At 40.7% G+C, this 20,213-nt stretch carries 23 protein-coding genes; 10 read left to right on the top strand and 13 right to left on the bottom strand.

Features of this window, described 5'->3' with window-relative positions:
* The 3 genes from FC87_RS07020 to FC87_RS05520 all read left to right on the top strand — a co-directional run.
* The coding region (locus tag FC87_RS07020; RefSeq protein ID WP_162257637.1) for a hypothetical protein at positions 1-970 on the top strand (970 nt) is incomplete at its 5' end.
* Positions 967-1,308, top strand: a complete 342-nt coding sequence (locus tag FC87_RS05525) for a hypothetical protein (protein ID WP_056961843.1) — start codon at positions 967-969, stop codon at positions 1,306-1,308. The genes FC87_RS07020 and FC87_RS05525, both read left to right, overlap by 4 nt.
* Before the next feature lie 19 nt (positions 1,309-1,327).
* Positions 1,328-1,603: a hypothetical protein gene (locus tag FC87_RS05520; protein ID WP_054690061.1), complete on the top strand. Its 276-nt coding sequence runs from the start codon at positions 1,328-1,330 to the stop codon at positions 1,601-1,603.
* A gap of 572 nt (positions 1,604-2,175) precedes the next feature.
* Here FC87_RS05520 and thiD read toward each other — a convergent pair.
* Positions 2,176-2,985 carry a bifunctional hydroxymethylpyrimidine kinase/phosphomethylpyrimidine kinase gene (thiD, locus tag FC87_RS05515; protein ID WP_056961841.1) on the bottom strand — a complete coding sequence of 270 codons (810 nt, stop codon included), beginning with the start codon at positions 2,983-2,985 and terminating at the stop codon, positions 2,176-2,178.
* Positions 2,986-3,087: 102 nt separating this feature from the next.
* Between thiD and FC87_RS07165 the strand changes: the two genes are divergently transcribed.
* The gene (locus FC87_RS07165) at positions 3,088-3,210 is read left to right on the top strand and encodes a hypothetical protein (protein ID WP_009167038.1); all 123 of its coding nucleotides are present in this window, start codon (positions 3,088-3,090) and stop codon (positions 3,208-3,210) included.
* A 53-nt stretch (positions 3,211-3,263) separates the two neighbouring features.
* Here FC87_RS07165 and FC87_RS05510 read toward each other — a convergent pair whose 3' ends face one another.
* Positions 3,264-3,707 carry a hypothetical protein gene (locus tag FC87_RS05510; RefSeq protein WP_056961840.1) on the bottom strand — a complete coding sequence of 148 codons (444 nt, stop codon included), beginning with the start codon at positions 3,705-3,707 and terminating at the stop codon, positions 3,264-3,266.
* Positions 3,708-3,814: 107 nt separating this feature from the next.
* On the opposite strand from FC87_RS05510, the gene FC87_RS05505 reads away from it, so the two are divergent.
* From FC87_RS05505 to FC87_RS05485, 5 genes are all read left to right on the top strand, one after another.
* Positions 3,815-4,510 (top strand): ribonuclease H family protein, encoded by a 696-nt coding sequence (locus FC87_RS05505; protein ID WP_056961838.1) that lies wholly within the window; start codon positions 3,815-3,817, stop codon positions 4,508-4,510.
* Positions 4,510-5,079 carry a sugar O-acetyltransferase gene (locus tag FC87_RS05500; protein WP_009167041.1) on the top strand — a complete coding sequence of 190 codons (570 nt, stop codon included), beginning with the start codon at positions 4,510-4,512 and terminating at the stop codon, positions 5,077-5,079. Before FC87_RS05505 ends, FC87_RS05500 begins: the two co-directional genes overlap by 1 nt.
* A 48-nt stretch (positions 5,080-5,127) precedes the next feature.
* Positions 5,128-6,711 carry a BCCT family transporter gene (locus FC87_RS05495; RefSeq protein WP_082619225.1) on the top strand — a complete coding sequence of 528 codons (1,584 nt, stop codon included), beginning with the start codon at positions 5,128-5,130 and terminating at the stop codon, positions 6,709-6,711.
* Between the two features lie 63 nt (positions 6,712-6,774).
* Positions 6,775-7,221, top strand: coding sequence for a universal stress protein (locus FC87_RS05490; protein ID WP_056961834.1), 447 nt, complete (start codon positions 6,775-6,777; stop codon positions 7,219-7,221).
* A gap of 9 nt (positions 7,222-7,230) precedes the next feature.
* A complete protein-coding gene (locus tag FC87_RS05485) occupies positions 7,231-7,863 on the top strand; it encodes a DNA-3-methyladenine glycosylase (RefSeq protein WP_054690066.1) in 633 nt (210 codons plus the stop codon).
* A 51-nt stretch (positions 7,864-7,914) separates the two neighbouring features.
* Here the strand turns inward: FC87_RS05485 and map are convergent, their stop codons facing one another.
* Positions 7,915-8,709, bottom strand: a complete 795-nt coding sequence (map, locus tag FC87_RS05480) for a type I methionyl aminopeptidase (protein WP_035421730.1) — start codon at positions 8,707-8,709, stop codon at positions 7,915-7,917.
* Positions 8,710-8,762: 53 nt separating this feature from the next.
* Complete coding sequence (locus tag FC87_RS05475) at positions 8,763-9,296, bottom strand: hypothetical protein (RefSeq protein WP_054690072.1); 534 nt, start codon at positions 9,294-9,296, stop codon at positions 8,763-8,765.
* A 169-nt stretch (positions 9,297-9,465) separates the two neighbouring features.
* Here FC87_RS05475 and FC87_RS05470 point away from each other — a divergent pair, with 169 nt between their 5' ends.
* Entirely contained in the window at positions 9,466-10,353 is an 888-nt protein-coding gene (locus FC87_RS05470; protein WP_235804438.1) for an alpha/beta hydrolase, read from the top strand.
* Positions 10,354-11,146: 793 nt separating this feature from the next.
* Here FC87_RS05470 and FC87_RS05465 read toward each other — a convergent pair.
* The 9 genes from FC87_RS05465 to FC87_RS05425 form a co-directional block, all read right to left on the bottom strand.
* On the bottom strand, positions 11,147-11,563 hold the full coding sequence (locus FC87_RS05465) for a hypothetical protein (RefSeq protein ID WP_056961832.1): 417 nt from the start codon (positions 11,561-11,563) through the stop codon (positions 11,147-11,149).
* 106 nt (positions 11,564-11,669) lie between these two features.
* Complete coding sequence (locus FC87_RS05460; protein ID WP_056961830.1) at positions 11,670-13,589, bottom strand: M13 family metallopeptidase; 1,920 nt, start codon at positions 13,587-13,589, stop codon at positions 11,670-11,672.
* Positions 13,590-13,678: 89 nt separating this feature from the next.
* On the bottom strand, positions 13,679-14,590 hold the full coding sequence (locus FC87_RS05455) for a glycine betaine ABC transporter substrate-binding protein (protein WP_009167087.1): 912 nt from the start codon (positions 14,588-14,590) through the stop codon (positions 13,679-13,681).
* Between the two features lie 12 nt (positions 14,591-14,602).
* Complete coding sequence (locus FC87_RS05450) at positions 14,603-15,478, bottom strand: ABC transporter permease (RefSeq protein WP_009167088.1); 876 nt, start codon at positions 15,476-15,478, stop codon at positions 14,603-14,605.
* On the bottom strand, positions 15,471-16,688 hold the full coding sequence (locus FC87_RS05445) for a quaternary amine ABC transporter ATP-binding protein (RefSeq protein ID WP_009167089.1): 1,218 nt from the start codon (positions 16,686-16,688) through the stop codon (positions 15,471-15,473). The genes FC87_RS05450 and FC87_RS05445 overlap by 8 nt, the downstream gene beginning before the upstream one ends.
* Positions 16,689-16,887: 199 nt before the next feature.
* Positions 16,888-17,589, bottom strand: a complete 702-nt coding sequence (locus tag FC87_RS05440; RefSeq protein WP_035421445.1) for a VIT1/CCC1 transporter family protein — start codon at positions 17,587-17,589, stop codon at positions 16,888-16,890.
* Positions 17,590-17,598: 9 nt separating this feature from the next.
* On the bottom strand, positions 17,599-18,291 hold the full coding sequence (locus FC87_RS05435; RefSeq protein WP_035421446.1) for a VIT1/CCC1 transporter family protein: 693 nt from the start codon (positions 18,289-18,291) through the stop codon (positions 17,599-17,601).
* A 159-nt stretch (positions 18,292-18,450) separates the two neighbouring features.
* Positions 18,451-19,563: a DUF3290 family protein gene (locus FC87_RS05430; protein WP_009167092.1), complete on the bottom strand. Its 1,113-nt coding sequence runs from the start codon at positions 19,561-19,563 to the stop codon at positions 18,451-18,453.
* A 151-nt stretch (positions 19,564-19,714) separates the two neighbouring features.
* Positions 19,715-20,170 (bottom strand): Fur family transcriptional regulator, encoded by a 456-nt coding sequence (locus tag FC87_RS05425; RefSeq protein WP_009167093.1) that lies wholly within the window; start codon positions 20,168-20,170, stop codon positions 19,715-19,717.
* Positions 20,171-20,213 lie beyond the last annotated feature (43 nt).

Here is a 20,213-nt window from a genome sequence, read left to right as displayed (position 1 = left end):
TGATGGTACTGAGATAACAGAGTCAAGGGCTATAGGTGGACCAATTGTTTCTGCTGTTGGTGATATAAGATATGTACTTGGTGATAGTCAATTTAATTCTGCTGATCGATTTTATGACAAGGTTCAAGATAAACTTGATCTGCAAGGTATGAAAGATGGTAAAAGTTACTTTATAAAACATGGTACTGCACATTCTTTAGGTGGGGCATTAATGTTTTATCTAGCTGCAAAACATCATTTCCCAATTACAACCTTTTCTAGTGCTGATCCAAGAGATCGTTTAAATTTTGAAGAATTAGCATTTATCAATAAGCATCCCGAAATGTTTAAGGATTATTATCACCTAACAGATTGGGTAGGTGATTGGCAGGTTATGGCAAGATTGGGTAATCCTAAAGCGGTTAAGGAAGTTTTCTCAAAGCAAGCTGGTATTACAAGGTTTCTTGGTCTTAATGGACACTATTTAGATAGTTATGCTTTTAGTAAATCTGGAGATCTTTTTAATGATCCAATTGAAGAATTAGATGATGAATTGGAAAGCTTAGATGCCGAATATGAGCGATTGAAAGCTAACAATGCTTTAACTGATGCAGAAACAGTTATGCTTGATGCTAGTGCTGCAATTCTATTAGCAAAAGCAATTAAGTCAGAAGCAAATGATGGTGCTGATGAAGTAATTAGCGAACTAAACACTTTAATTAAGAACGCCAATAATTATTGGAAACAAACTAAGTCAATGTGCGATAACATGAGCCCCGACTTATCTTATGATGATGTGTTGAATTGTTTAGACCGTGGAGGCGCTAATTATCATACAATGGTTGGTACGTTTAAAGATAAGTATGATGAAAGAATTAGAAAAGCAAAAAAGATTAAAAATAAATTTAACGATTGGTATGATCAGACAACCGCTGGAATTAGTAAGATGGTTGGCGATGATCAAGAATTAGCAGGAATGTTTAAAAAATGAAAACAGAGGAAGTACATAAATTAAAACAAAAACGAATTGAATTAGAAGAAAGTCTAACTGAAATAAAGAAGGATTATTATAAGAAGATTGATGAAGTAGATCAATGTTATCAACAAGGTCGACGGTATAATGATGACCAATATTATCGAATCTCAAGTGCTATAGAGACATTAGAACTACCAGTTGAAACTAGACAAAAATTATCTGGAGTTATGCAAAATTTTATGGATGATTTGATGCATTATCGAAATAATAGTAACCGTAGTTTGGAAGAAGAATTAGAAGAAAAGACTAGCAAAGTGCAGCGAAAAATTGATGAAATAGATACTGAGATATAAAATCTTAGGAGGTATTTAGATGATAAATGTAGATCCCATTATCGACCAAGAACTCTTGGACAAAGCAAAGAAAGCAGCCGAAAGAAAATTAGTTGAATTTGCTGGCACTGGTGCTTTACGTATGGCTAATGGTAAAGATAAGATGGGAGAAAATACCATTAAATCTTTAGTAAGAGGTCGCAAATCTAAAATAAGTCAACTTAGGGGACATATAAATTCAGCAATTAAGGGTAAATTTGCTAAAAGTGTCGCACGAGAAGCTAAAAAGCAAGCTGATAAACTAGATGAGATTTAGAACATAGATACACAAAACAAAAAGATCCCCCTAAATTAATAAGAGTAGTACGTTAAAAATGGATTCCAATAAAGGAAATCCATTTTTTTGATTTTAATAATACATAATAATGTAGTGCAATAAATTTATAAATATCTTAAATTAAAAGAAGAAATTAAAAATATCTATTTAGAAAGTTATGAAGCCTACGGTTATCTTAGGATTTGTCAGATTTTGATTAATAAATGATACAAATATTGGTTAGAAACTGTACGAAAAATAATTCTAGGAACTGGATTAATTTGTACTATATATTTCAAAAAATATTAAACCAGTGATATATTCAGACCAAGGTTTCCACTACCATTAAAAGCATATCGTCAAAAATTTAATTTTAATGGTTATAAGCAAAGCATCTCACGAAACGAAAACTGGTTAGATAACGCACCTATTGAGAGTTTCCTTAACTACATTGTAAAGATAATTATTAAAATATGTTAATTGGTTGAATATATGTGTAAACACTTAAAAATATAAAATTATATAAAATGTTTAACTTTTCTATGGCATTTCACTAGCGTCACCTGATTTTTTTATAAGTTGCTACCAGCCCAGTGATTAATTGGACCAAATTTGTGTGCGACCGCTAGCTCGTTTTCGATACATCTATCGACGTAAATCTTAGCGCTACGAATTGCTTGTTCAACGGTGGCACCTTTCCCAAGCTCGGCTGTAATGGCAGCAGAGAGGGTATCGCCAGTTCCGTTTTTCCGGTCGGTCGCAAAATATGGGCCGCTCAGTGTGAAATGACGACCGTCTGCTAGTAGAATGTAATCGGTAACTTTGGTTTGACTATCATGATCGTGGCGACCCTTGATCATGACGTTTTTAGCACCTAAAGCCTGTAATTTTTGAGCCGCGTGGGCTTGGAAACTTGGCTCATTGCCATCTAAACCGCTTAGTTTTTCAGCTTCGAAATAATTGGGCGTGAGAACAGTTGCGAGAGGAATTAGGCGTTCCACTAGAGTTTGATAGGCATCGGACTCAAGCAGCAAGTCGCCATGTTTGGTAATAATTACTGGATCGATGACCAGCGAACCGAAATCATATTTTTCTAAATTATCAGCTACGGCCAAAATAACTTTTTGATCGGCTAGCATGCCGGTTTTAGCGGCCCGAATGTTAAAATCAGCCGCCAAATCTTTAAATTGCTGGCTAATAAAAGCTGGAGTCATATTTACAGCGGCGTGAATTCCGTATGAGTTACCAGAAACACAAGCTGTCATAATACCAGCTCCATAAACTTGGTTGGCAAAAAAGGTGAGTAAATCCGCTGGCATTCCTGCGCTTCCATCACTATCGTGTCCAGCAATTGTGACAACCTGTGGAAATTCATTTGACATAGAACGACCTCCCTAAAGTTGTGATTTGATTTTTGGATGTTTGGTGTATTATAATACATAGAGCTGTAAGATGTAAGACTAATTAGAAAAGGAGCTTTAACTATGCGTATTTGTCATCCTAATGGTGTTCAAGGTCGTCGTCCGATTGACCAAAAGAAACGTAAGAAAGAACAAAAACGAGTATCTGATTTACAAAAGTTTTTGAAGCAAGCTCCCGCAAAGTAGTTCTTTTTGTCGCGGCAGCCAGCAAAAAAGAGACTGCCATCGCAGTCTCTTTTTTAGTTGTTCTTTTTTGTCTTAACCGCTTTGGTGATTTCTTTTTTCTTTGGTTTTGACAGAGAGCGCAACTCATCTTTTAAACTTTCGATTGCTGCATGGTGGCTTTCTTTCCATTTGTTGAAAGAGTTTTTTGAATCCGAATCGCCAGGCTTTAGACCCGTATTTAGCCAAAACATCGCTTCTGATAGACTGTTAAAGTTTCTAAGCCACAGAGTTTGACCATTTTCAGAATCGAAGGCAACATAGGAACGGGGCTTTTTCTTTAAAAAAGTGTGACGGCGAATTTTAAACGCCTCCCGTTTTCTGGTTAAGAAGTAATCCGGTAAAATATAGCTGCCGGCAACGACTAGTTGTGGGAAACGTTCGTTTCGTTTGGCGTGACGGTCACGTAACATTGACATGGCTTGGTCCGCGGTAATTAATTTAATATTCAATTCAGTCATGGCATCTTCCTCCTACTTTTATTTTTACATAAAACTGCCGGTCTGAAAAGGATTTTACACGGAAAACCAGCATTAGCCAGCGATCAAAAATAAGGGAGAACCATTCCATGGTGAAAAAAACAAAATACTATGCGGTTAAACGCGGTCGAAAACCAGGGATTTACTTGACCTGGTCGGCGGCCGAGCGACAGGTAAAAGGCTTCGCTAACGCTCAGTACCAAAGCTTTTTAACAGAAGCAGCTGCTCGTGCTTATTTGGGAGCTGAGTTAGGGAAAATCCCATCACAGCAAAATCAGTCAGCTACGAAAGAAACACGCCCCGCCATTTTAGTTTTTACAGATGGTGGTTCTCGAAATCATGGGAATGTCCGAGGTGGTCATGTTAAGCAGTCTGATCCAGCGGCATGGGCCTATTTGATTGATTTTAAGGGGCAACAACATGCAGACACCGATGGCACCTTAGGCGCAACTAATAATCAAATGGAGATTATGGCGTTAATTCAGGCACTGCGCTGGTTAGTTACCAATGATTTGCAGCAGTATCAAATCGGGGTAATTTCCGATTCGCGTTATGTGCTAGGAGCAATTAAGCAAGGTTGGCTAGCTGGTTGGAAACGACGTGGCTGGCAGCGCAGCAATGGAGAATTGAAAAATAAAACGCTATGGCAGCAGTTGGAGCAGGAATTACAGCATTTTCAACACATTCAATTTGGCTGGACTAAGGGTCATGCTTCGAATCGAGGAAATGTTTATGTTGATAAATTGTTGAACCAGACCATGGATCAGTTAACACGGAGGCACTAATGACAAGTGAACGAGCAAAAATGACTGCAGGACAGCCATTCAATCAATTTGATCAAGAACTAATTGCACGCCGAATTTTGGTTCGGAAAGAATTACAAACGATTAATAACACACCAGATAATGAAGCTCGGATGAAATTAGTCAAAACATTAATTGAAGATACGGGATCACGCCTGTTTATTGAAACCGATTTGCAATTTGACTATGGCTTTAACATCCATCTGGGGGATAATTTTTTTGGTAATTATCGGCTAACGTTGCTAGACTCGTGTCCGATTACCCTGGGGAAGAACTGTTATTTGGGACCAAACTGTGGTCTATATACTAACATTCATCCTCTGCAAGCAGCTCCGCGCATTGCTGATGTGGAGCTAGGCGCGCCGATTCGCATTGGAGATAACGCCTGGTTAGGTGGGAATGTTACCATTTTGCCGGGGGTCACCCTTGGCAACAACGTAGTGGTTGGAGCAGGTTCAGTGGTCACGAAATCATTTGGTGACAATGTCGTGATTGCGGGTAATCCTGCGCAAGTTTTGAAAACGATTGATAATTCGGAACTAAATCAATAGTAGGAGGGCATTATTTTTAAACGTTTTAATATTGATAAGTTTGTTTTTATTCCCACACTGGCAATTTTTCTAGTGGTTTCGATAGTTTTAATCAGTGGTGGAAGTCGCTTGCAGACCCTATTAGCAGCTTCCTTAGTATGGATTACTAAGGAGATGGGATGGGCCTACATGATGGTCTATATCGTCAATTTCATATTCTTTCTGTGGTTGATCTTCAGTAAATACGGTGCCATTCGGCTAGGTGATCCACACGATCGACCGGAGTATAGCAACCTACAATGGGGGAGCATGGTATTTGCGACGGCCATCGATGCCAGCATCTTAATGCTAAGTATGGTCGATCCAATCCGATACGTGGCACATCCAGCTTTTGGTATCAAACCGTTTTCAAAAAATGCTTATGATTTTGCCCACATGCTCGGTCAGTTTAATTGGGGACCGATGGCCTGGATGATGTTTGCACCAGCTGCAATTGCGATTGGCTACCTAATGTTTGTGAAGGGAAGCAAGGTGCAACGACTAAGTAAATCGATTGACTTTTTGCAAGGAAGCCAGCGTTGGAAATATCTTTGTCGGCAGTTAGTTGATTTTATGGTTGTTTTTGGGATTATGGGGGGCGTTGGTTCCTCGGTTGGGATGGAAATTCCGATTATTGCGCGCGTCCTCAGCCAGTTAACGGGGATTCCTGATCGATTAGGTTTGAAACTGGGCTTGTTTGCAATTTTGTTTATCATTTTTGCTTGGACAGTTTGGCATGGTCTAAACGGGGGAATTGATAAATTAAGTGATTTACATATCTGGACCGCAATTGTTTTTCTGGCCTTTGTCCTGTTAGTCGGTCCTACCATTTATATTTTGAGCTCTGAAACTAATAGTCTCGGGCTTTTAGCCAGTAAATTCGTCTCTTTAAGCACGAATACTGTGCCGAATGGAACTCCTGATATTGCGAGTTCTGAAACCATCTTTTACTGGGGATGGTGGTTGTCTTATATGCCAGTAATGGGTTTGTTTATTGCTCGAATTTCTAAGGGGAGGACCATTCGACAGGTTTTATTGGGAATGTTGTTATACGGTTCGGTTGGTTGTCTGAGTTTTTATGCAATTTTAGGAGGTTACTCTTTGTGGTTGCAAAAAACCGGGACAATCGATTTGGTTCATATTTTAGCAACCCAGGGACAGGCAGGGGTGATTGCGGCGGTGCTTGGTACTTTGCCATTTAAAATTATTGTCTTTGCTGTATATTGCTTATCATGTTTTATTTTTTTGGCCACCACAATCTCCTCATCGGCTTTTATTGTGTCGTCATTTACGAGTCTGAGACTCGATGACACGCAGGAACCAAGTCAGCTAAATCGCATGACCTGGGTTGTAATTTTTGTTTTATTTGCGGTTGGAATTGTGATGGTGGGTGGCTTTGCTACCATTCAAACTTTCTGTGCGATTGCTGGTTTTCCTCTTATGTTTGTCTGTTTAATGATTCTTGTCTCCATTTACCATCTGGTCAAGACTGATGAGGGAATCGTCTTAAAAGCACAAGGGATGGACGAAATGCGGCTAGAACAGAAGAAACGGAAAATGCTACGGTTGCGATCGCAGCGGATGGTACTAGGTCTGCATCGCCGAGAAAAATAATTTTAGAGCGCACGGAACTACTTTTGCTATTTAATGATAAAATAAATAAAGGAGGTGAAAGACATGGAAAAAATTGAACCGATTGTTTATGACCGTATTTTACTGACGATTGATGCTGATGATCCAGATGCTAACACTAAAGCATTGCGTTATGCAGTGACGCAAGCGAAAGAATTCAATGCAGAACTAGGGGTTTGTTCGGTATTAGAGGGTAGTGATATTAATATCTATGATTCACTGACACCGAAGAAATTAGACGCAAAACGCACCGCCTTAAACCAAGTTATTGAAAAATATGTTGAGCAAGCACGATCTTTTGGAATTGACAAAGTGACGGCAATGACCAGTGAGGGTGGCGATATTGATGATGAAATTTTGGATACGATTATTCCAAAATTCAATCCTGACCTACTGGTTTGTGGGGCTGACAAAGATGGTGAACACCATTTTTATAGTATCAGTGTCAAACTTGCTAAGAAAGCAAAGATTTCAGTAATTGTCGTGCGGTAAGGACTTTTGATGAAGCAGACAAGGATTCCTTTTTTTGCAAGTGATTCCACCGCCAAGCTCGCCCAACAGTTATTGGGAAAGAAACTGATTTATCAGACTGTCGCTGGAACCATGAGCGGATGGATTGTAGAAGTAGAGGCTTACTTGGGAATGCTGGATGAGGCAGCGCATGCCTACCAAGGACGTTGTACGCCATCGAATGAACCATTGTATGGACCGCCTGGAACGGTGTATATTTATTCGATTCATTCCCAATTGTGCTTGGACATTGCAACTCAAGCGGTTGGAGTTCCGGAAGGAATCCTGATTCGTGCGCTTGAGCCGGATTCTGGTAGGGGGTTAATGGAGCACCATCGTGGTAAAACTGGTTGGGAATTAACTAATGGACCAGGGAAATTAATGAGCGCTTTGGGAATTACTGATAAGCGCATGAATTTTCAGCTATTTGGAGAAGTTCCGTTAAGCTTAGACTTTGTGACTGCACGCCAACCGCAAGCGATCACAGCTGGGCCCCGCATCGGAGTTGGTGCAAAAGGGAGTTGGGCTAAGCAACCATTGCGATACTATGTTACTGGAAATCCTTATGTTTCTAAACTACCCAAGCGATCCATGGATTTAGTAACCCATGGTTGGCAAATTTAAAAGGGGCACCACTGAGATAAAACAGTGACACCCCTTTTTTGTTTAGCAGCATTAAAGCAGGTATTTTGCATCTAACTCCGGATCTTGGGAAGTTAGGATCTTGGGACCGTCATCGGTAATTGCCAGCGTGTGTTCGTATTGAGCTGATAGTGAACCATCGGCAGTAACGTAATAGGTCCAATCGTCTTTTTCATCAAAACGATCTTTAATCTTCCAATCACCAAGGGTTACCATGGGTTCAATGGTGATGGTCATCCCGGCTCGAAGTCGCAATCCATGACCAGCTTCTCCATAGGCAGGAACCGCTGGCTCTTCGTGAATGGAGGGCTGAATTCCGTGCCCAATCAATTCTCGGACGTCTCCCATGTGGTGCTCGGTTTCGACGTATTCTTCGATGGCAGCTCCAATGTCACCGATTCGATTGCCAACCTGCGCCTGGTCAATTCCTTTGTAGAGCGATGCTTTAGTGACTTCCATCAATTCTCGAGCCTCAGGTGAGATGTTACCAACGGCATAAGTCCAACAAGAATCACTTTCAAAGCCGGCTTTATTGACACACATATCGACTTTGACTATGTCACCGTCTTTTAATTTTAAGCCATGGCGAGGGATTCCGTGGGCGACTTCATCGTTAATTGAGATGCAAGTCCCGAATTTATAGCCATCAAAACCCTTTTCGGAGGGAGTTGCCTGGTGGTCGGCAATGTATTGATTAGCAAAAGTTTCGATTTCCCAAGTATCAAGTCCTGGTTTGATTAGATCGCGTAGACCTCGATGGACGCCGGCTAAAACGCTTCCTGATTCATTCATTAGTTCAATTTCTCGTGCTGATTTTAAGGTAATCAAATTTTGTCTGCTCCTTAGATTTCCCTGAGTTATTCATTGGCTTTACTATAGCATTAATCAAGGTTTTTCGGTTGATTTGGGGGTGTTTGCTTCTTGATGCGATGATAATCGGATGCCACGCTTTTAATGAATCGGATCCGATGCTGGTTGCTGGCCATGTAATTAACATAGTGATGACCTAAGATAAACAAGCTGGTGACGATGACTAAGAAGAGCGGGATGGTTAAAAAACCTAGTTCCAAGTCTTCTAAGACACCGTAAGTTGATTCTACGGCATTTAAAAATCCAGCGTATGAAACAAAGTACCAAGCAATTGATTTATTGTAAAAACCATAAAAGTTACGAAAATCATCTTTATTTTTAAAAAGTCGATTTAAGCCGTTGATATTTTGTTTTTTTACGTATCTAAAATATAGTGGTGGAAATAACCAATATAAAAATGGAACTCCCTTTTTCTTACTGTGTGTACTTTGATATTTGGCATAGACGGAGTTAGACTCCATGAGCTCCATTCTTCCTTGGTATAAGGGAAAAACAAAGAGGAGCCAATCAGCGACGAATGCACAACCGGCAACAAAAACTTCCACAATAATCCTCCTTTGAGTATCAGCATCATACTTCAATTAAACAAAAAATAACCCAAAATTGCAATTTTAAATCAATCGTAATTCAGAGCAAATTAGTGGTTTATGATATGATAGTTACGGTTGAATTAATCGTAAGACTAAAAAATTTTAAGTTTTAAAGGTGACGTACTTGAATAAAATATTTAACAAACGAGATATTGTAGTTTTGATCATCGGAATCCTGGCCGTACTAGGTGGTTTTTTTTACATCCAGTTTGGAGTTGGTGGTAGCAAAGAAATGCAAAATGCACGGCAACCCATCATCTTTGTTTCGGATAAAAACCGAGTTTCTGGAGCAGCACAGCACCTAGTCACGACTACTAGTCGGTCTGGTGGGGCCGTAGCCATTCACATTAACGTGCTGGATAATGGAAAGATTGAATACGATGGTAACCAAAATGTGAAGGCAAAACAGCCAATTATTGAAGTTAATTTTAATGATCGTTCTAAGACGACTCAACAGCAGGCACAGAGTCTCAATCAGATTTTACGAAAGCTTAATCATCGTTATGCTTATAAGCAGTATGATGCGATTGGTTTTGGTTCGGGAAGTCTTGCAGTTTATTATAATGCAGTCAAATATAGAACCAGCGGTAATCGGATGATGCTTAATCATTTTGTCTCGATTGCCGGTCCTTATCAGGGAGTTTTGCCATTACAACCCCCTCACGGGGAGCACCGAACTACTAATCAACGGGCAACGCAACCACCACAGCCGGTTCGTCCAGACTGGGCGACCATCACTAACCAGCGTTTCCCAAGCTATCAGGAAATGCAGCATCTATCGAAAAGATTAGATCCTAATACCGAGGTGCTTAACATTTACGGAGTGATTAGTGACCGAGATCGTTCTGACGGACGCGTGAGTGAGGCCTCGGCAAGCTCATTAAAAAAATTAATTAAAAACAAAGATAACTATCAATCTTTACGTTTGACAGGGCCCTACGCCGAACATGCCAGCTTGCTTGATAATCAGGTAGCGGAACGAATTATCAATCGGTTTTTGTTTAATCAATAGCAGCTAGTTCTTGATTCGAGGCTGATAAGTTATTTTGATAATTCCAGAAAAACACCCCCAAATTAATTATTTAATTTGGGGGTGTTTTAGATTCAAATTCACGCACTACAAAAGCTTTTCCAAGATGAGTTGTATCTTGCCAGTCTGAGATCCAATCTCCCTGATGATAATAATCCCTGAACATCTCCGGACGATTGTTGATGAAGGTTACTGTTTAGAATTTAAACGGTCTCTAGGATCAGCGCTAGAAAAAGTTGTGATTGGGAAATGGTGTTCAGCAGCAAGATAAATCATTAATGCTCCACCCAGAGAATGACCGGTTCCATGCTTGATAGTATAATTTTTACCATCTTTTTTCCTTGAGCTTTTAACTTATCTTGGACACGAGTATAAAAACGATCCGCAGAATTAAATTGACTATTACCATCCTGATAGCTATCATCACCGTAATCAGAAATGACTTTTTTAGTTATGGAATCTTTATCAGCTACATCTCTAGCCTCCTTAATTTTGGAAGCATCAGTAATGAGATCATGATTATCATTGGCATTAGTTCCAGCAATGGCAATCTGAACATTATTATAATCAACCTTACCGTGGACGATGGGGGCGACGGCTAGCCCCTGAAAACCATTACTCTTATCATCGTCTTTATAAACAACTTTATATTTATAACCTTTACTTAAAATAAATATTTTACCTATGGCTTTTTTACCATGAGCTTTTTCGTCAACTTAATAGGATTTATCGCTAAGATCTTTACACTGATTATCAATTAGTTTTACCGTAAACACTAATTCCCTTCATTAGTGTTGTATGTGACTTTAATATCATCAACTTTTGTCTTTCCCTTTTTAACTGGGATGGTGCTGTAATCTGACATTTCAACGGAGCCATCGTCGTCTATAGTATAGGAAATCCGATGTTCATGATCAGTATAACCATTAACTACTATTGGTAATTCAACTGTTCCCATCGGCAAGATAAAATACTTATCAAATTTAATCGTTTTAACCCCTGCATACTGACTAGCAAAATCTTTAACAATTGCTTTTTGTGTTTTTTTAACCAAGGCAACTCTTTGCTGCTCTGCTTTTTGCACTTTGTCATAGTGTTTTTTTAAATTGATGCCACCAAAGATTGCAATCACGATTAAAACATAAAAAAATAATAACCAAATTTCATAATGGTTTTTCATTGCTTTATTCATCTGAAAACTCCGATCCGTAATTAAGTTAAAATAATTTTAACATACTAAAAAAGAAAAGCACCTCCAAAATTAATTTTGGGGGTGCTTTCACTATGGAAATAATACATTACCAGATTTGAACGCGGTCCTCGGGAGCAAGATACATTCCGTCTGTCGGAGTAACTTTGAAGGTAGTATAAAAATCTGTCAGATTTTTGACCTGGACGCTAGCTCGTAATGGTGAGGGAGCATGGACATCGATGGAAAGGAGTAGTTGTTGGTACTCAGTGGTGTCCTTGGTTCGCCAGATTCTAGCCCAGTTGATAAAGAATTCGGTCAAGTCAACCGGGGTAGCTTGTTTGGCAGCAGCTTCTGCACAGCTCAAACCGCCGGCATCGGCAATATTTTCAGAGACTGTCAGTTTGCCGTTCACTTTTCCGTCGGCAAAGGGAAGCCCATCAAATTGATTAATCATCCGGTCAGCGAGCTGTTGGAAATGTTCGTGATCTGCGGATGTCCACCAATTGTGTAGATTACCAGTTTCGTCAAATAACGAGCCATTGTTGTCAAACGCATGAGAAATTTCGTGGGCAATCACGGCACCAATGCCACCATAATTGGCACTTGGCGACTGTTCGAGGCTGTAAAAGGGCGCTTGGAGAATCGCTGCAGGGAAAACAATGATGTTTTTGAAAGGATGATAGTAAGCGTTGACGGTATTAGCACTCATTTCCCAGCGGGTTCTTTGGACGGGCTGATTCCACTGGGCAAATTTTTCACGTTGGCTAATGGCAATTATATTAAGCGTATTTTCTAATAGAGATTGTTGTTCGTCAACGTGGAAGAGCTGATAAAGTGGATCTAACTGGTCAGGATAACCAACTTGGATCCCAAGATTTGCCAGTTTTTTCTGAGCCATTTGCTTGGTTTTTGGACTCAACCATTCGTTGTGGGCGAGCCGATTCTGATAGACGTCAATCATAGCTTTGACCATGTGGTGGACGTCAGCCTTGGCTTGTGGACCAAAGTAACGTTTTCCATAGTAATCACCTACCACCTGGTCAAAGGTTCCGGCTGCTAAATAGTAGGCCGTTTTTTCAGGTTTGACAGCAGTCTTTTTGCCAGCAAGTGCACGGCTAAATTGCCCGCCAACTTGGCGAAATTCTTCGGAAAGATAATTACTGAAGCGGTTGACCGTTTTAACTAGCAACCAGGCCTTCAGGTTTTCAAAGTTGTCGGGCCGCAACAATTCATCGAGATGCGTAAAGAAGTCTGGTTCAGTTACAATAATTTTTTCTGGAACTTGGTCGACCAGGGCGTTTAACAGGGCGCTTAAATCTAGGGCAGAAGTAGCGTGGGCGAACTGCTCGGCGGTATAAGGATGGTACATATCGCTATAGTCAGCCGCTTCTTCAGCTGATTTAACCCATTTAGCAACCTTGGCATCAAACGCTTGTGCCTGTTTAACTATTGCCTGGGCGTCGTGGCTGGCAACACCGGTAAGTTCTAACAAGCGGGCACTCATTTTAGCAAAGATGGGCATGAGTTGTTCGTAAGCCGGATTGTTATTTTGATAGTAGGTCTTATCAGGTAAAAACAGTCCCGGTCCACTGGCATAGAGAGCCATTGTGGTGGCATTTTTCATATCCGGATCAAGTTCTAGACTAAGGGGAGCTGGGAGTCCAGTTAAAATCCAATCACTCAGTTGCTGATTAAGTTCTGCATAAGAAGTTAGGTGAGTAACGCGGTCGATTAACGGACGGAGCGGAGTAGCACCAGCCTGATCTCTTGCAGTAAAATCCATTGCTAACCGGTAAAATTTAGTATACTCAGCTAACTCTGGCGTGGTCGGTGTTGTTTGCCCAGTGCGAAATGCTTCTGAATCATGCATCAGGGTCTTGTCAATGTCATCGACAAGATCCATGAAACCACCCACGGAGGCGTGATCCGCTGGAATGACGGCTTGTTTTAACCAAGCCCCATTGACTGCTTGATAGAGATCTTGTTTTAGCAGTGCTTGATTAATAGGAAAATCGGTTTTTTTCATAGGTTGAGATCCTTTCTAAGCTGACGGAATTGTTTAAATGGTATCAAAAAAACCGTCGCAAGGAAACAGCGACGGTTTTATAAATGAGATTATTTTTTTAAATCTTCAATTGAGTTAACGTTTTTCATATACTTTGGTACGGCCAAACCGACTTTGGCACCAGGACAGTTGGTAGCGACGACTTGAACCTGGTTTTTGAACTTCTGGTATAGGGGACCAGAAGTCGTTGGAAGCCAAGCCGACGTAGTTACATCAGCAGAACCTCGAGCAATCGAAGCCCACTGTGGTTGCGCCTCCATGGCAGAAATCGTGACGTTATAACCTTTATCACGCAGAATTTGGGCGGTAACGTTAGTTGATGCAATTGCATCGTCCCAAGTTACGTAGGTCATCCGGACTTTTTTGCCATTTCCATCGGGGACACCTTTCGTCCATTCAGCAACCTGTTGGGGATGGTCTTTGATAAATTGCTTGGCGGTTGTTTGTGGATCAGCCCCCTTGAAATTCTGATACATTACGTCGCCCATTAGATTAGAATTCCAGTGAAATTGCTGAAAGAATTTATAAGCGCCTGGATTGTCCTTTTCAAAGCCTTTGCGGGAAACTGTTTTGATTTCTTCAGCTTTTCCGTAAATGTTTTTGGGGTCTTTCAAGAACTTGATGGGGTATTTTTTAAACATCCAGTGTGGCTGCCAGGCCGTGACCACAATCGGCTGTTTATATTTAATTGATTTTTGTAGCTGACTGCACATGGCGGCAGTGGAACTAGTTTGCAACTGCCAGTTTTGTTCTTTCAGCCCATATGCGGGGATAACCTTTTGGGTTGAGCTCATAATTCCTGCACCAGCATCAATTCCGGTAATGGTGGTGTGCACCTGAGGACCCAATTTAGCCTTTGAGTCGTATTTCTTTGGAGTAATACTGCAAGCGGTCAGAGCTATTGTGAGTATTCCCAAGGTTGTGAGACCGAGTACAGTCTTTAAATATTTGCGTTTGCGCATGCAGACACCTCCTTATTTGTTCTGGTGACGTTTGCTACTACCCAAACCTTCTGATAAGCGATCCAAGATAATGGCAAGAATCACGATGGCGATTCCAGCAGCAAACCCAGCGCCGGCATCATTTCGACCAACGGCAAAGTAAACTAATGAACCTAGTCCCATCGTTCCAATCATGGAAGCAATGACAACCATTGATAGTGCTAACATCATTCCTTGATTAATTCCAGAGATAATCGTGGTTCGAGCAATCGGAAGTTCAACTTTATACAATTTTTGCCAATTATTACAGCCAAATGCGACAGCTGCCTCTTGTAAGTCTGCCGGAACCTGTTGGATTCCCAAACAAGTGGTGCTGACAATCGGTGGCAAAGAAAAGATAACGGAAGCAACAACCCCAGGCACCATTCCGATACCAAAGAGGGCCACCGCTGGGATCAGGTACACAAAGGCTGGCATGGTTTGCATAAAGGAAAGGATCGGTTTAACGATCATATTAACCGTGTTACTTTTGGCCATCCAAATTCCGAGGGGGACTCCAATGACAATAATAATCAAACTAGTAGCTAATACCAAAGTGAGGGTCTGGGTCATATCGTGCCAAAAGCCCTGATTCCAGATCAGTGCCAATCCGAGCAGTTCGAAAATCATGAAGCCCCAGTGCTTGCTGTTCCTCAAGATATACCAGGTCAAGGCTAAAATTATAATAATGAAGAGCCAGGCTGGGAAAAGATCTAAAATCCACTGAATCGAATCTAAGATGGCACCAATCCCGGCAGTTAAGGCATTGAAAAATCCAGCAAAGCCGGTTAACCAGTTTACAAAGCTGTTAATCCATTTAGCTAAAGGAATTGCCGGGATGCCACTTAAAATTACTAGAGCATTATTCATGATCACTGCCTCCTTCAACTCGTTCACCAGAAAGTGCTTCTAACACGCGACTTCTGAGAATGATTCCCTCTAGATGTTTTTCATCATCTAAGACTGCAAAGGGAACTGGTGATTTTGAAATTTCGGCCATTAAATCAGAAAGTGGTTTTTCAGCGGTAGTACGTGGAATGTTTGTATTTAAAACATCGTGTAAATCACGCTGATTGTTTTTTAACATCTGATCAACATCATCGGCATCGATGAGTCCTAAGAAATGCCGGTCGTTATCGACCACAAAGATACTAGAAATTTGATCGTCGTTCATGCGACGGAGCGCCATTTTAGGACCGTCTTTTTCGATGTTAACGGTATTAGGCTTGATCATGACGTTCCCGGCAGTCAAAATCTTAGAACGGTCAACGTTTTCAATGAAAGCTTTGACGTAATCGTTTTTTGGATGGGTTAATAGGTCTTCAGGAGTATCAACCTGAACTACGTCACCGTCATGCATCATCAAAATCCGATCCCCAATCCGCAAAGCTTCGTTCAGATCATGACTGATAAAGATGATCGTTTTGTGCAATTGGTGTTGCAGATCCAGTAGCTCATTTTGCATCTCGCGCCGGTTTAACGGGTCAAGTGCTGAGAACGCTTCGTCCATTAAAAGAATGTCAGGATCATTGGTAATGGCCCGAGCTAAGCCCACTCGTTGTTGCATTCCTCCGGAAAGTTCGTCGGGATAACTATCGTCATAGCCCTTTAAGCCGACTAGTTCCAGTGATTCATGTGCTTTTTGATTACGCGTTTCCTTGGCCACTCCCTGGACTTCTAGTCCAAAGGCAGCGTTATCAAGAATCGTACGGTTAGGCAGAAGTGCAAAATTTTGAAACACCATGCTCATTTTTTTGCGCCGCAAATCGAGTAAGCCCTTACCGCTTAGTTGCATAATATTTTCGTCATCGACATAGATAGTACCAGAGGTAGGTTCAATGAGTCGATTAAACATTCGCAACATTGTGGATTTTCCAGATCCGGAAAGCCCCATGATGACGAAAATCTCGTTATCATTGATGGTAAAGTCGGCATTGTCAACCCCTACCGTACTATTGGTTTGAGCTAGAATATCGGCTTTACTTTTTCCTGCTGACAAAAGTTCTTGTGCTTTATTAACATGGGGACCAAAAATCTTACTAAGATGGTCGACCTTGATTTTGACTTGTTTTTCAGCCACAGAACTACTCCTTTCTATTCGAGGTAACTCCAAATTAAAAAAACCTCCATAACAACATAACAAGTTCAAGTTTGAATTGTCAAACAAGTTACAACTTGAAAAAGCCGATATGACGGAATTTTTAAAACTTTTAAGCGTGGTCAAGCTAATGCTGAGTAAGGGATCCCGCAGGTTTATTTTTAGTAAAAATTAATTACATTTAGAAATAATGTCCAAAAATAATACCAACAAAATAATGGATAAACATAGTAATGATTCCAACAAACACATTCCGAATTACTGCAATCTTGACCATCCCATTACCAAGTTTGGCGCTGAGAAAACCAGTGATGGCAACAGCTATGATTACGGCTAGAATGGTTCCATCCCATTTTAAATTACTGGGCAGGAGGGTCATCGCTAATAAAGGCAAGACGCCTCCACTGGCGGCCGAAATCAGGGAAGAAAATGCAGCACTCCAGGGACTCATGTAGCGGTCAATCTCAAGATCGTATTTGATTGATATCATCGTTTGCAGGGGCCGTTTGCTTAGGAGATCATCAGCGATGGCTGTTGCCGTGGCTTCACTGATGCCTCGGGCTTGGTAGTAAGCGATGACATCGGCACGTTCACTTGCAAAATCCACTTCTAGTAAGCGTTGTTCCTTTGCGACGGCTGCTTTTTCGGTGTCCCGTTGGGAACTAACGGAGGCATATTCGCCACCAGCCATCGAGAAAGCACACGACAATAAATCAGACAGCCCGGCGATAAAAATTGTAAATGGATTCGCATTGGCAACCGCAACGGAGAACAGTACTCCCACCACGGTCAGAATTCCATCGTTGGAGCCGAGAACACCAGCTCGCAGGACATTTAATTTTTCATCCATGGTGGTTTTGCGATGACGATTAGGTAATTTCATAAGCTCCTCCTAGGCCAAAATCCCGACTAAGCGTCCAATGAGATAAGCAACGGACATCGTAATCAATCCAGAAATAACATTGCGCAACAGTGACCGGAGTCGATTGGCCTGACTTAAAATAGCAGCAATGTAGCCGGTGATAGCTAGCGCAATAACCACTGCTACAAAGGTGGTGAGAACGTGCCAGTGCGATGGACCAATAAAAATCGAAATGAGTGGAAGCAGCGACCCCAAGGGAAAGGAAATCATTGAAGCAATTGCAGCGGCATAGGGACTGGTGAATTTGGTGGGATCAAACGAATAGCGCTCTCTGACCGCAGTTAACAAGGGGTCCTTATCCATCATTTCATGAGTGGCTTGGGTAGCCAGCTCAGGAGCAATCCCAGTAGCAAGGTATTTTTGCTCCACAAATTTAAACTCCGCTTGAAAGTGATGCTTAAGGCGACTTTTTTCGCGAGTGATCGCCTGACGTTCGGAATCTTTTTGGGTGTTGACAGAAACATATTCACCCATAGTCATCGACACGGTTCCAGCTAGCATCCCAGCTAATCCGGAAATGAGAATAGCCCAGTCACTGGTGGAAGCACCAGCCACCCCGAGTACAATCCCAGCAATTGAGAGAATACCGTCGTTTGCTCCCATGACACTGGCCCGTAAAACATTGATTTTTTGGGCCAGTGAAAATTTTGGTTGTTGACTCATGAAAGACAACTCCTTTATAATATTTATAAATTTATATCAATTATATTCTAGACCATCTTACTCGAAAAGTAAAGTTAATTTAGTAACAAATTAAAAAAATCTCAAACCAAACAATTATCATCTTGGTTTGAGACGTTGATCTTTCAGAGTTATTTAGATTTATTTCTTTGTGGGATATGGCACAATCTCTAATTTTTGATTTACAAATTGTGCCATATAGATGTCTTCTAAACGAGTGTGATGTTGAGCCAACATTTCCTCTAGTTGGGTTTCTGTAAGTTTTTGATGGTCTAAGACAGCCTTGTTAATTTGACCATCGGTGATAATCGGATAGTTAACGGATTCATCATCATAGGTGGTAACGGTTAACTGACCATTTTGCTCTAAGGTAGCATTTTTAACATCTTTAACACTGGTAATTCCATGAGTTCTTAATTTAAAAGCTAGCTCATTGGCATTGATACCACTTTGTAATGACCGAGTTACGTTAACTTGTCCGTTATCAATCAAGACTTGTGGATTACCGTTAATGAAACGATTGAGTAGATTACTTTGACCAGTTAAAAACTTAGCGGTAAAAACAATCACGGCCCAGATTAGTAAGATGACTGCAAACTGCATTACGGTAATTTGGGGATTATAGATAACTCCGCCAATGATCCCCCCAAGAATGTAGTTTTGGAGCTGATCAACCGCATTAGAGGGCGCCAAATTTCCCTTTCCAGAGAGGTTGATTTGTAAGACGATCATGATGAAGCCGACAATAAATTTGAGTGCGACCGTGCCATAGTCATTGTTATTATCAATAATGCTGGTCAGACTAAAACTACTTTTATTGATATGTTTTGGTGAACTAACCAGCTTGACGGGCTCTAAACGGTAATTAGATAAATCATTATTAAAATGCAAGACAAAATAATGATTACCAGCTTGGATCGTCATTCCATCGCTAAGATTATTAGAACTGGCATACATTTGGTTCAGTGGAACCTGTTTTTCTTTCGCAATTTTTTTTAAAACCGTTACCGTTTGTCCGGTTTTGGTATCAGAATTTTGTTGTTCGAGAAACTGACCGGTCTGCATCACAATGATTAAGGCTCCGATCAGAGAGACGAGCACCAGCAGATTTCTAAACCGCGGATTATTACGGTTACGATAATAAAAGAAGGCGGTACAACTGATGATTGTAGCAATGAGGATGACGAGTCCAATAAAGAGATAATTACTAGCGCTGAAGTTATGGATGAGATATTGATACGAGTATAAATTCATAATCCGCCACCTTAGATGATAAGTTTAATTTAATAACTATTATAACAGAATCCACCCCTAAGAGCAGTTAACAACAGGGCACTGCTAGTTTAACCATGATAAAACCCCATGATTCAGCCGAAATCGACCAATTCATGGGGTTTAAATCACGCTATTTATTTTGAGCAGTTTCTTTCTTTTGACAATCGGAACAAATTCCGTGAATTTCTACATTTGTGATGGTTGGTTTAAAACCATCTTTAGTAGCAATTTCTTTGAAATGTTGTTCAATCTCTTCAAATTCTGGATCTTCCAAATCAAAAATATTATTACAATTGTCGCAAGTTGCATGCAAGTGGGGATGGTCATAAAAATCATACCGATAACCACCGTCGACGCTTGGCATCTCAATAATGAGATTCAACCGCTTGAAAAGTCGTAAATTGTTATATACAGTCGCCATACTCAAATTTGGAAACGTCTTTCCCAAAATATGGAAAATAGTTTCAACTGAGGGATGGTCATCAGTATCAATCAAGTACTTTAAAATAATTTGTCTCTGGGGGGTAATCCGCACATCGTTATCTTTCAAACGTTGCATTGCATTATCATATCGCTCGTCCGCCATAATAAGCCTCCTTCCTTTTAAAAATTTGTTACCCTAAACATAA

This window comes from Fructilactobacillus florum DSM 22689 = JCM 16035 (assembly GCF_001436645.1).
Taxonomy (GTDB): domain Bacteria; phylum Bacillota; class Bacilli; order Lactobacillales; family Lactobacillaceae; genus Fructilactobacillus; species Fructilactobacillus florum.
This window is presented reverse-complemented; position numbering and strand designations above follow the sequence as displayed.